Origin of the sequence: Capillimicrobium parvum (assembly GCF_021172045.1) — a bacterium.
GTDB classification, from domain to species: Bacteria; Actinomycetota; Thermoleophilia; order Solirubrobacterales; family Solirubrobacteraceae; genus Capillimicrobium; species Capillimicrobium parvum.
The window spans coordinates 3664560-3676003 of sequence record NZ_CP087164.1 but is presented as its reverse complement, the minus strand read 5'-3'; the positions used below and the strand labels follow the sequence as shown (position 1 = coordinate 3676003).

General features: G+C 72.0%; 10 protein-coding genes and 1 tRNA gene. 4 read left to right on the top strand and 7 right to left on the bottom strand.

The features are described 5' to 3' along the window. The first annotated feature begins 112 nt into the window (after nt 1-112). Nucleotides 113-262: a hypothetical protein gene (locus DSM104329_RS17915; RefSeq protein WP_259311217.1), complete on the top strand. Its 150-nt coding sequence runs from the start codon at nt 113-115 to the stop codon at nt 260-262. After that, nucleotides 259-705, top strand: a complete 447-nt coding sequence (locus DSM104329_RS17910; protein WP_259311216.1) for a hypothetical protein — start codon at nt 259-261, stop codon at nt 703-705. The genes DSM104329_RS17915 and DSM104329_RS17910 overlap by 4 nt, the downstream gene beginning before the upstream one ends. Before the next feature lie 206 nt (nt 706-911). Here DSM104329_RS17910 and DSM104329_RS17905 read toward each other — a convergent pair whose 3' ends face one another. From DSM104329_RS17905 to DSM104329_RS17895, 3 genes are read right to left on the bottom strand one after another with little or no spacing between them, the layout of a single operon-like run. After that, a complete protein-coding gene (locus DSM104329_RS17905; protein ID WP_259311215.1) occupies nt 912-1310 on the bottom strand; it encodes a hypothetical protein in 399 nt (132 codons plus the stop codon). A gap of 6 nt (nt 1311-1316) precedes the next feature. After that, nucleotides 1317-1529, bottom strand: coding sequence for a matrixin family metalloprotease (locus DSM104329_RS17900; RefSeq protein WP_259311214.1), 213 nt, complete (start codon nt 1527-1529; stop codon nt 1317-1319). Then, nucleotides 1529-1873 (bottom strand): hypothetical protein, encoded by a 345-nt coding sequence (locus DSM104329_RS17895; RefSeq protein WP_259311213.1) that lies wholly within the window; start codon nt 1871-1873, stop codon nt 1529-1531. The genes DSM104329_RS17900 and DSM104329_RS17895 overlap by 1 nt, the downstream gene beginning before the upstream one ends. 86 nt (nt 1874-1959) lie before the next feature. On the opposite strand from DSM104329_RS17895, the gene DSM104329_RS29155 reads away from it, so the two are divergent. Further along, entirely contained in the window at nt 1960-2457 is a 498-nt protein-coding gene (locus tag DSM104329_RS29155) for an integrase core domain-containing protein (protein WP_407655930.1), read from the top strand. Nucleotides 2458-3033: 576 nt separating this feature from the next. Here the strand turns inward: DSM104329_RS29155 and DSM104329_RS17890 are convergent. The 4 genes from DSM104329_RS17890 to DSM104329_RS17875 all read right to left on the bottom strand — a co-directional run bounded on the left by DSM104329_RS17890 (nt 3034) and on the right by DSM104329_RS17875 (nt 10833). Next, entirely contained in the window at nt 3034-6561 is a 3528-nt protein-coding gene (locus DSM104329_RS17890; RefSeq protein WP_259311212.1) for a hypothetical protein, read from the bottom strand. Next, the gene (locus DSM104329_RS17885; RefSeq protein ID WP_259311211.1) at nt 6558-9911 is read right to left on the bottom strand and encodes a hypothetical protein; all 3354 of its coding nucleotides are present in this window, start codon (nt 9909-9911) and stop codon (nt 6558-6560) included. The genes DSM104329_RS17890 and DSM104329_RS17885 overlap by 4 nt, the downstream gene beginning before the upstream one ends. A gap of 364 nt (nt 9912-10275) precedes the next feature. Beyond that, nucleotides 10276-10349: transfer RNA gene (locus DSM104329_RS17880), tRNA-Met, on the bottom strand. 43 nt (nt 10350-10392) lie between these two features. Next, entirely contained in the window at nt 10393-10833 is a 441-nt protein-coding gene (locus DSM104329_RS17875) for a Fur family transcriptional regulator (protein ID WP_259311210.1), read from the bottom strand. A 75-nt stretch (nt 10834-10908) separates the two neighbouring features. On the opposite strand from DSM104329_RS17875, the gene DSM104329_RS17870 reads away from it, so the two are divergent. Then, complete coding sequence (locus DSM104329_RS17870) at nt 10909-11382, top strand: metal-dependent transcriptional regulator (protein ID WP_259311209.1); 474 nt, start codon at nt 10909-10911, stop codon at nt 11380-11382. The last annotated feature ends 62 nt before the right edge of the window (nt 11383-11444 follow it).

The window sequence follows — 11444 nt, the reverse complement described above, 5'->3', positions numbered from 1 at the left end:
GACGCGCTCACGCGTGATCGCGTTCGGCGATGGGCCGTGAGCGGACGCCGCTTGCCGACCGCCTTGGCGCGCTTACGGTTGGAAGCCGATTCGCTACCGATTGGAGAACGCCGTGGAGCTTCGTCATCTCACCGCGTCGATCGTCGTGCTCGCGACGACAGCCGGCGCCGTCGCCCACCCGTCGGACCGCGTGGCGTTGGAGGTGCGCCGGGGCGCCCGCGTCACGGACAACGACCGCGCCGCGGGACGCTCGATCGCATGACCTACGCAGTCGAGTGGATGCCCGGCGTCGCCGTTGTCTGGATCGTGCTCCTTTTTCTGCTCGTCCCGGAGTTCGCCGTGATCGCCGTCGTGGTCCTCGCGTGCGCGGCCCTTGTCGCGCTCGTGGCGCTCGCCGCGGCCGCGCTCGTGAGCCCGTACCTGCTCGTGCGCATCTTTCGCCGGCGTCTTGCCCAATCAACGGCCCGACGGGGAAGACGATGGATCGACTCGCCGAGCGCGAGCCCGGCGCCGCTCGTACGGCTGATCGGCGGCGTCCCGCGCCCAGCACAGACGGCGGTCTTCGCTCAGGACGAACCGCTCGAGTCGCGCGCGATCCTCGGCGTGGGCCAGTCGTTGCGTCAACAGACCGGCCGCCGGGAACCGGTGCTTCGATCGGCTGGGGTTCATCGGGGGCGTGGCCCTACGGAGGACCCGGATAGGTGAAGGACGTGAACGTCTTCCTCGACTAATAGCAGCGCGCTCGCACTCTGCCCGGGCCGCGCAGGATCACCTGCTTCAGGCGCGGCAGACGCAGGCGCTGTTGTTCACCGCCCACGTCCCGCTGATGTGCTTCGGCATCGCGTTCCCAGTGCTGGTGCTGCTCATGAAGCCGTTAGGGCAGCGCACCGGCAACCCGCTGTGTTGGACGATCACGCCGCTGGAGCCGGGTGATGATCGCTCTGTTCCCGATCGGCGTGATCACCGGCACCGTGCTGAGCTTCAAGATGGGCCGTCCTGTGGCGGAACTTCACTGTGTGCACCTGCGGGGGCAGCAGCGCGACGGTGAGGCCGGGGCGGGTGCCGGGCTGGGTAAGTTGCAGTGTGGCGATCGCCCAGTTCCGCGGCGCGCGGACGGCGGACACCGTCTCGCTGACCGGGTTGTAGCGGACGGTGCGGCGAACGATGGGGCCGCGGAGGGACCAGGGGGTGTGCTGGCGGCAGGCGTGGTCGGCGCAGCCCAGGACCGGCCCGTGGCGGTAGAAGGTGACCACGAGGCGGCCCGGCTGCGTGTTGGCCAGCGCGCCGTGCGCCGAACGCGTGGGCGCCATGCAGGATCACTGCCGGCGCGACGGGCTTGGCGTGCGCCCAGCGACGCGGTCGAGGGTGTCGATCGGCGGGGGCTCGACGGCGGGCGGCGATGGAGGCGCGGGCTTGGGTGGGAACGCGGTCGTGCAGGTCTCCGTGTCGGCCCGGTAGGTGGGGGACATGACGTTTGCCGGGGCGGGCGCGTGGTCGAGGTCGAGCAGGTGGCCGATCTCGTGGGTCATCACCGTGCATAGACCGGCGGTGTCGTGTCGTTGAAGGCGTCGTCGACGAGCCAGAAGCCGGAGGGGTCGGCCAGGGCGTCGCGGTCGGCGACGAAGCCCAGCGCCGCGCCGAGGTTGAACATGGTGATGGCGTCCTGGCGGCCGATCGCCTTGTAGAGGTCGTCGTCGCGCACGTGCGTGTTGCCCGACAAGTCGATCCAGCTCAGCCCGCGCCGGGCGGCGGCCTTCGCCCCGGCGGGTGTCATGAATGGCACGACGAGGATGGCGACCCCGTCCAGGCCGGACAGCGACGCCAGCTGGTCGGCCGCCGAAGCCACCGTCCCGGGACTGCTGGTCGACTTCACGCTGATCAGCCACGGCCGGTCGCGATGGCCGCGTCTACACCGCCCGGTTCGGCGGCGGCCGCAACGCGTTTGAAGACCTCCTACCGATCCTCGGTGTTCGCCAGAAGAACGGATCCCCCGGACACCCGCAAACCCAAGGCAAGACCGAGCGCTTCCACCAGACTCTGCAGCGCTGGCTGAACGCCAGACCGCCCGCCCGAACGCTCCCCGAACTCCAACGCCAGCGCGACGAGTTTCGCAAGCACTCCAACGAGCGCCGCCCGCACCGAGCGCTGCACCGGCGCACCCCCGGCGACGCCTACCGCGCCACCCCAAAGGCCGCCCCCGCCAGCAACGGACACGCCCCAGGGCACTACCGCGTGCGCTACGACCGACTCGATCCCAAAGGCCGCATGACGATCCGCCGCGCCGGCCGCATGCACACCTCGGACTCGGCACCGTCCACGCCCGCAAACGCGTCCTCGCATTCGCCGACGACCACCACCACCGGCGAAGTGCTCTCCGTCCACCACATCGACCCCAACCGCAGCTACTGGCGCAACCAAAACACAGAGCCCGGCCGATGGCCGGGCCCCCCGAACTGAGACCGATGTCCCGAGACATCACATCATGCCGGAGGAGGGACTCGAACCCCCGACACGCGGATTATGATCGGCCAAATTTGGCGCACTAACGCGATGTCTCGGGGGCTCTGAGGTGCCCTGAGACCCCCTCAGCAGCGGTCAGAACTGGGCAGTTCGGGACCTTTTTCGGGACCCGAATCGGCAGGCGCGCCTGGCGTTTAGGGCGCCGACGTCGCGCGGCGCCGGTGAATGTCGTGCGGGGCCTCAATCAGATGTTCTTGCCGACCGTGCGGGAAGCGGGCGTTCATCGGCGCGAGCCCGCCTGCGGACAGCTCCTACTCGGTTGGCTTGCCACCACCCTGGGGGCAGCCCGGGCCAAGCGCGGGATGCAACTACCACCCGAGAGATTGCGCGGTCGTGCGGTACGGCGGCACGCCGCTCTGCGAACCGTGCGCCCGGAGCATCCGCCGCTAGAAGACGCCTGCCCTGGGCGACACCAGGTACCCGCGCCCAGGAACGCCGGGGCGGTGCGGAGCTACCGCCAACGCCAAGGCGCAACGATTGCGCTCGACCAGAGCGAGCGCCCACCCACGCCGCTCAGTTCAGGGGCAGGAGCACTGTGTCGGTGAACGTCACGCGCTCACCGAGCTCGCCCGGCGAGCCGGCCTGCGGCTCCGGGGCTCCGACGTCGGCCCCCACGAGCTCGACCTCGCGGATGCGCAGGCGGGTGGCAGCGCCGCCGCCCGGCAGCGGCACGGTGATCGGGGCGGCGTTCAGCGTCGTGTGGACCACATGGTCGGCGACGGGCCGCCAGACCGGCACGCCGTCGCCTGTAGGGCCGGGCTCCAGAGAGGACATCTGCACCGTGTCGGCGAGTGGCCGGGGCGCGCCGCACTGCTCGACCACCACGTCAACGCGGTTCGGCTGAGGGCCTCGCGGTCCGAGCCCGGCAAGGCTGACCTGGACCGTCGAGCCCGCCTGCTCGACCGTGAGCGTGCGGTCGGGCAGCAATTGCGTCATCGCGCAGAGCACGACTGGGGAGAGATGGTGATCGGCGATGCTGTCGGGCTGACAGCGGGCCACCGCCAGCCGCACGAACGGGCAATAGGAGGCCGAGGCGAGGCCCGGCAGCGCGACGTCCGCGTACCAGCGGTCGCCGTGGAAGAACGGCTCGAACGGCACGACCAGTGCAGGCACTGCCGCCTCCTGCAGCGTGTGGCGTCCGGCAGGACCCGCCGCGCCAACCAGTTGGGACTCCGCCGGCCACCGCGGCGGGTCGGTCGTGTCCCAGATCGGGTCGCGTCCGCACTCGGTCACCAGCGGCGCCTGCGGCTCGGCCGCCCCGGTCGGCCGGTCCCACAGCACGACTCCCAGGCGCTCGCCTTCACCGGTCGCGAACCACGGTCGCCCGAGTTCCACCCGGAGGCGGCCGGCGAGGCGCTCGCGCCGCAGCGTCACGGTGCCGCCGGCCGACGGCTCACGCGAATCCTTCCAGGTGAACGCCGGGCGAGTGCCCAGCACTGTGGGCGCGGCGGGCCGCGCGGTGTTGGGGATCGGGACCGTCGCCCGGAGCTGGGTGCGCTGGACGAAGGCGTCGGGGTCGGCGGTCAGCTCGGACGGATGGAAGAACGGCCGGAAGCGACTGACCGCCGTCACCGTGTAGGTGACGACGCGATGGCGCGTGTCGCCGAATTCGTGTCGCAGCGGCTCCTTGAGCACGGTGTCCCCGCGGTCGACGATGAACGACTGCACCGACGCGGTCGCTTGTCGTGTCGCGTCGTCGGCGTGCTCCGTCCAGGCGGCGCTCACGTCGAGCTGCCCGGTGCTGTTGACGTCCACGCCGAACAGCGTCGGCGCAGATGCGAGCACGGCGAACGTCTGCCCTGACTCGCGCGGCGCCGGAGTCAGCGTCGAGCCCGGATCAGGCGGATCGATCGGCTTGCGGACCGCGTGGACGAGGGTGACCGGGTGCACGGGCGTGATCAGCGGATGGCGCCCGGCCTGGGCGGCGCCCTTGGACGACGCCGGCATCGCGTCCTGCAGCGCGAAGTGGTCGAGGAAGTCGGCAGTGAGCCGGGAGGACAGCTCAACGGTGACCCGCTCGCCCGGTGCGAGGCGCACGACGAGCGTCTCGTCGCGCCAGGCGACCGGGGGCTCGCCGGCCTGGGGGCCGGCCAGCTCGAGCGTCTTGGGTGGTTCGGGCTGTGGCCAGGGCGCGTCCCAGTCGCGGTGGGCGGAGGTCGCGGCCGGCGGCTTGCCCGCCTCGTCGCGCGGGACGGCGTTGATGCCGCCCGCCGCGGGATCCGGCAGCGGCCCGTCCCCGGCCTCCTCGGCGCCGAACGCGTCACCCGCTGCGACCGCCCGCAGGACCCAGGCGAACGTCTGGTCCGCGTCGTCGTGGTCGAGCATCTTGTGCTGCTCGGCGATCGCCAGCGAGGTGCGCGGGCGCAGCAGCTTGCGCCGTGGTCGCATCGTGTAGCCGGGGTTCTGCGCGACGAACGCGTCAACCGTCGACCCTGGGTCGCTGCGTACAACGACCTGGTCGACGGCCTCGCCGGGGCCGAGGTCGGCGGCCGTGAGCCCCGGCTCGAGCAGGACCGGCGGAGAGGGGACGGGCTCGAAGCGGCCGTAGCCGATCTCGGTGATCGCGCAGCGATCCGCCTGCGGATCGTCGAGCGTGAGACCGCCGCCGGCGATGTCGGCCACACGAGCCCGCAGCGCGTACCGCTCGGTGAAGCGCAACCGGGGGAGCGATTCCGGCTCGGCCACGAAGTCCCAGCCGAACGCGATCGCCAGACCCGCCCCGCGCGACGGCCCCGGGACCACGGCGGGCATGTCGAAGCGCGGGCGTACGGTCGCCAAGCTCCAGCCGTTCCAGCGCGCGACGACCTCGCTCGCGCGCAGCACGTCGTCGGCGCCGCGCGCGGCGCCGTTGGCCTTGATGTGGCCCTCTTCGTGCAGACCCGCCTCGCCGATGACCTGGGCGGGCGTTCCGCGGTGGTAGGTCGCGATCCGCCGGTGCAGCGATCGCCACCGGTTGCCGAGTCGGATGTCGATGCGGTAGCCCAGGACGAGATGCTCGGCGTCGAGCACCATTCCGTCGAGCGTGGCGCGGGCGTTGCTCTCGAGCGCCATGCCGCGCCGGCGTTCGAACTCGGCGTGGCGGTCGACCCGTACGAGCTGGATGCCCGCGGTGCGCATCGTCGGCAGCGAGAGCGGCTTCGCCGGGTCCGCGGCGAGCTCTGCCGCCTGACCGGCCGCGACGAGTTGCGACGCGTCGCGCAGCTTCCGGGCGCCGCCCTCGACATCGACGGTCGTCACCGTCCAGCGCCCGCCGGGATCGCCCGTCACCGCCGGGTCGGGCGTCAGCGTCACCATGCCGCGGCTGATCTCCGGCCCGCGCGACGCCGGAAGGAATCCGGTGCCGTACATCGACCAGGGCGAGACGATGGTGGGCAGGCCCGGGTCGGGCGCCGGCCAGACGATGCGCACCTGACCGGCCTGCGCGAGCCCGGCGGGCGGGGCCACCCGCACCGAGAAGATCAACCCGAGCGCGCGCAGGACGGCGGGATGCTCGCGCAGCAGGGAGATCGTGAGGTGGAAGTCGGGTGGCGGGGGCGGCGGACCCGGCGGCGCAGGGTCCGGAGCGGGGGTGTCGGCGCCGTCCGGCGTCCATGTGGCGAGCGCCTCCTGCACCTTCGCGTGGTATGTCGTCGGCGGTGCCGAGTCCGGCGCGCCGAAGTCCACCGCCGCCGGCGCCGCGAACGTGTCGCTGATGGCCTGGGCGTCGCGCGAGCTCGGCTGGACGACCGGCTGTTCGGGCGGAGGGACGGGGCCCGCGGTGGTGCCGACCGGTGTCTCGGCAGCGAAGAACTGCGCCCACAGGTCCTGTTGGTGGGTGAACGTGACGTCGCCTGAGCTCACCGGAATCGCCGTGATCGGCGACCCCTCACCGGCGCGCCATTCGACGCTCAGCGCGGGTCCGGCCAGCAGTCCACGTGACGGCCAGGCTGCCATGCCGGACCCCGCGAGCGTCCCGCCGTCAAGGCGCGGCACGACGAGCACGCGTAGCAGCGGGCGGCCGTCGACGCCCCCCGGAACGCTGATCCACAGCAGTTCGCTCATGCCGTCGCGAACGCCTGTCGGTAGGCGCGCCATGCGGCCAGGCGCGGGTCCTCCTCGGCGGAGAACAGCACAGGCACGGGGCCGTCGAGCCTCTCCCGCGCGGGGCTCTCGCTGCCGGCGAGCACCCACTCGCCGCTGTCGATCTCCACCGAGCGCGAGAACAGCGTCAGGTCCACCTCGACGACGATCGTCGCTCGGCCGACGAGCCGGTTGCCGTCGCGGTAGCTCAGCGTCACCAGCAGCTCGATCGACACCGAGACGAGGCCGAGGACCTCGACGCTGCCCCCGATGCTGATGAAGCCGTCGATGTCGATCGAGCCGCCGGCCTGGCGGAACCGCACGCCGCCCAGCGCGTGGACCTCGCCGCGGGCGACGAAGAAGTCCACCGAGATCGCTGCGCCGAAGTCGATCGACGCCTCCAGCCGCATGAGGCCCTCCGGACCGAGCGTCATGTCGAGATAACCGCCGCCGCCGAACGCCATGACGCTGACGGTGAACGGGTTGTCGCGCTTGGCGAACGACAGCGACACGGTGACCGGCTTGCCGTCGAACGGCACGTCGACGCCCGCCTGCATCGCGATGTTGCTCAGCAGGAAGGTCCCGGCCGTCACGCTGGGGACGGCGACGCCATAGCCGGCGGTCAGGCCGGTGGGGCGCACGTCGACCTTCACGCCCGTGTCGGGCAGTTCGAGCACCTTCTGCAGCTCGGCCTGAAGCTCCTGCAACAGCTTCAGCGCGCCGCCGAAGCCGACCGTCATGTGGTCGATCTTCAACTCCGGTGTGCGGCCTTCATGCTGGGCGAACTGCAGGGACCGGAAGTTGAGCGTCAGCAGCCCCGCGACGGAGCCGCCGGGCGGCAGCACGAGCGCGAAGTCGTTGACCGTGCACGTCGTGTCCTGGCGTGCCGCCGAGCACTCGACCGTCAGCGTGAGCTTCGTGGCGGGGCCGGGGCGAAACGGCCCGTGCTCCTGCAGGTCAAGCGTCCACGACATCCGCATCCCCGTCGGGATGCCGGCGTCGAGCAACTGCGTCATCGCCGGCGGCTTGGGCAAGGCGTCGGTGGCGGCCGACAACGGGTCGAGGGGCAGCTTGATCAGCGACGTGAGCGGGAAGCCCAGTAGCGTCGCGCCCGCATAGACGGACGCGAGGTCGAAGGTGGGGATGCCCGGGGGCAGCGCGTCGGCGAGGCCCGGCGGCAGCGCGCGGGCGGCGACCGGTCCAAGGCGGCGCGAGATCCCGTCGACGACGAACTTCGGCGAGACCAGACCGCCCGAGCGCTGCGCCTGGCGCACGAAGTCGATCCCGATACCAATGGCGGGGTCGCCGGTAAAGCGCGGGTCCAGGGTGAACGGCAGCTCGGGGATCTCCGGCTCGTTGAGGAACGCCTCGGTGAAATGCAGCGGCCGGACGCCGCCGGTCTCGGGCAGGAGCGAGCGCAGCGACGGCAGCTCGACGTCGAACTGGCCGATGGTCGGCCGGAAGCCGCCGGAGTGCGCGACTCCTGCGAGCGTCAGGGCATGGACCTGGTGCACGTCCCCCGGCAGCGGCTGCGGCTGGCCGCTGTTGACCATGTCGATCGGCACGCCGGGCACGGGCACGACCGCGTGGCCTTGCCACAGCGACGCCACCGTCGCGAGAGCCGTCGGATCGGTCAGCGAGGAGAACGCCGGCAGGAACTCCTCCTCCCGCAGCGAGAAGTCCCTCACGAAGACCAACGGCATGTCGAGAACGACGTCGCTGGCCGCCGCGGCGAACCGGAGCGGGAAGCGCAGCGGCGTGCCGTCGGGCGTCTGCGGGACATACGCCAGCGGCTCGTCCGCGTGTTCGGCCCGGTCGAGACGATCGAGCCGGACCTGCAGGGCGGCGATCGCCGCGTCGAGGTTCTGGACGCCGACGGCCTGCTCGTCGCCCTGGGCGGCGAGGGCGTCGAGCGTGCGCGCCAGGTTGTCGAACTCGCGTTGGACGGCCGCCTGCAGCTGTTGCACCGCAGCGACCGCCGCCGGGAAGTCGACGGCCGCCTGCTGGATCTCGGCGTTGGAGTGCAGGGTGGCGATCAGCGCGGAGATCTGGTCCTGCAGCGCCTGCACCTGGGCCGGATCGGGTTCGATCGTCTCGCCGTCCGCGCCCGTGGTCGGCACGAGCAGGCCAAGCTCGTGCTCGAGCAGGTCGATGGTCCGGTTCGTCTCGGCGTTCTCCTCTCTCAGTGTCTGCGGGTCGGGCGTGTCGGCCAGGTGCTGCTGAGCGTCGGCGAGCTGGTCGGAGGAGCCCATGTGCGCATCGAGGTACGCCTGCAGCGCGTCCGGGAGGTCGTCGATCCGCTGCTGCACCAGCGCCGCAAGCTCGGCCCGCTGGTCGCGCAGCTGCTGCTGCTCGTCTGCGAGCTCGCCGTGCGGTACGACGGGGCGGCGGACGGTGGTGAAGTCCGCGGGGCTCGGCGGCTTCATGTGCGGGAAGCTCGCCGCGAGGATCTCGACCTCGCTGAACGGGAACCGCCGGCGCAGCTCGAGCTCTCCGTCGGTCGTCGCCCGCTTGCGGTCGATGATGATGAGCTGCGCCTCGCGGTGCAGGCCCGCGACCGCCGGGTCGCCGGCCGGGAGCAGCTCGCGCCGCGCCGTCTCGACGAAGATCGCGCGGTGGCCGAACGGGTACAGCACCCCGTGCTCGGCGGTGCGCACCTGGTGATCGCGCCCGAGCGTGGCGTCGTGGTTCCACTCGAGGTCCGCCGACGACAGCGCCGCGGACAGCGTGCCGCCGAGCGGGCCGAGCCCCACCCGCCGGGCACGGGCCAGCGCCGGGCCGGCCGCGGCATGGGCCGCGTCGACGATGGACTGGCGCTGCTGCCCGGACAGCGGCTGGACATCGAGCTGCGCATCGTCCTGGTCAGCGTGCAGCGGCAGCAACAGCAGGGCCGCGTCGTCCTCGCCCGCGCCATCGGCGCAGAGCCGCGCGTGCCAGAGTCCGGCGACGCCGCCTACCGACGTGACCGCCGTCGCGTCGTGGCGCGAGACGACCTGGCCGCCGGTGAGGTGCTGGAGCGTGAGCGTCAGGTGCCAGGGGAGCTCGATCGCGGTCGGCTCGCGCCCGGCGGCCACCAGCTCGACGTGCTGGCCTGCCGCGGCAAGCGCGGCGAGCAGGCCTTCCGCAGTCATCTCGATTTGCGTGTCGTCGGCGAGGAGGAACGTCACCTGGCTCGGACCGGAGAGCCGGGCGCCGCGCCGGGCGACGTCGTCGTCGCGGTCGAACTTCGCCTCGGCGATCGCCTGCGGCGGCAGCGTCAGCGTCACACGACCCTCGCCGGCGAACGCCGGGCTGATGAGTAGCTGCCCAGACGGCGCCGTGGTCTCGCTCACGCCGGTCCACTCCGCCGCCAGCACGAGCATGTCCGCGGGCCGGACGAAAAGACGCGCGTTGGTGCTTGGCAGCGGAACCATCGGATGGCGACTCTGCGGTCTCGGCGCGAGCCTACGCCCGCGCCTGGGCCCACGGGCACGCCAACGCGCCAACGTGGGCTCGGGCGGCGACACAGTCCGCCATGCCCCTGCACGACCGGCGATCAGGGTTCAGAGCCGGGCGGTACGGGCCCTGAACGCGTCCGATTGAACCGCTCCGAGAGGCCGAACGGGTCCCGAGAGGACACTTGTTCGGGACCTATTTCGATGACCTTCGTACTTCCAGGGGAACGCGAAAAGTCCTGCTTTTGCAGGGCCTTTCCAATGCCGGAGGAGGGACTCGAACCCCCGACACGCGGATTATGATTCCGCTGCTCTAACCGACTGAGCTACTCCGGCGGGGATCGCGCAGTCTAGTGCGCGTGCGGCTGAGACGACCGCCTCAGCTGCGGCAGGCCATGCAGATGCCGTGGACGACCGTGTCGGCGCGTTCCGGCTCGAAGCCCGCGTCGCGCGCGGCGGTGATGACGGCTTCGTCGTCGAGCGGGGCGTCGATGTCGGCGACGGCTCCGCAACGGGTGCAGACGACGTGGTGGTGGGGGTGCGTGCGCGGGTCGTAGAGGACCGCGCCGCCGCCGGCGCTGACCCGGCGAACGCTGCCAAGCTCCTCGAGGAGCTCGAGCGTCGCGTAGACGGTCGGCAGGGAGACTCCGGGGAGCCGATCGGACACGGCGGTGAGGACCTGCTCGGCCGTCACGTGGCGGTCGAGCTCCCGGACGACGCGCGCGATCGTGAGCCGCTGGGGCGTCACGCGCTGGCCCCGCTCGCGCAGTGCGGAGCAGAGGGCGTCCTCGGGAAGCTGGATGTGCGCACCGTCGGCCATTGGTGGAAAGCCTAGCAATGCGTGGGTAACCGTTAGGTGGCAGCTATTTTGAACTCGTTGTTATAGTTGCCTGCCATGAGCCAGAGCGCCACGGATCAGCACGAAACCGAGCTGCGCCCGCCCAGCCCCGCGGAGGCGCGGTACCTCGAGGTGATGGGCCGTCTCGGTCGTGGCGGTGTGCCCGTCGCCGGCGCGGCGATCGCCCGCTCGCTCGGGCTCTCGGCTCCGACCGTCCACGAGATGCTGCGGCGTCTCGAGGCCGACGGATTCATCGTGCGGGCGGAGACCGGCGGCTGGCTGCTCACCGCCGACGGCCGTCGCCAGTCCGACGCCGTCCGGCGTCGCCGGCGGGTGGTCGAGCACTTCCTGCGCACCGTGCTGCACGTCCCGGAGAACGAGGTGGCGGGCGAGGCGGACGCGCTGCTGACGGCCATCTCTTCGAAGCTCGAGGACCGGCTGCGCGCCGCGAGCTGGCCCGGCGACCGCCCGTGCGGCGAGCTCGCCCGCACCGGCGACCGCCTCCAGGCCGTCGGGCACGCCCGCCGCTGAGCCGGCCGAGGTCACGCGAGGCTTCGCGCGGGGCTGATGCGCTGCGTCAGAGGCGCCGCCCG

Coding starts and splice junctions, on each gene's coding strand:
- DSM104329_RS17890 (WP_259311212.1), bottom strand. CDS start 6,561: ATGAGCGAACTGCTGTGGATCAGCGTTCCGGGGGGCGTCGACGGCCGC.
- DSM104329_RS17875 (WP_259311210.1), bottom strand. CDS start 10,833: ATGGCCGACGGTGCGCACATCCAGCTTCCCGAGGACGCCCTCTGCTCC.
- DSM104329_RS17910 (WP_259311216.1), top strand. CDS start 259: ATGACCTACGCAGTCGAGTGGATGCCCGGCGTCGCCGTTGTCTGGATC.
- DSM104329_RS17870 (WP_259311209.1), top strand. CDS start 10,909: ATGAGCCAGAGCGCCACGGATCAGCACGAAACCGAGCTGCGCCCGCCC.
- DSM104329_RS17900 (WP_259311214.1), bottom strand. CDS start 1,529: ATGACCCACGAGATCGGCCACCTGCTCGACCTCGACCACGCGCCCGCC.
- DSM104329_RS17905 (WP_259311215.1), bottom strand. CDS start 1,310: ATGGCGCCCACGCGTTCGGCGCACGGCGCGCTGGCCAACACGCAGCCG.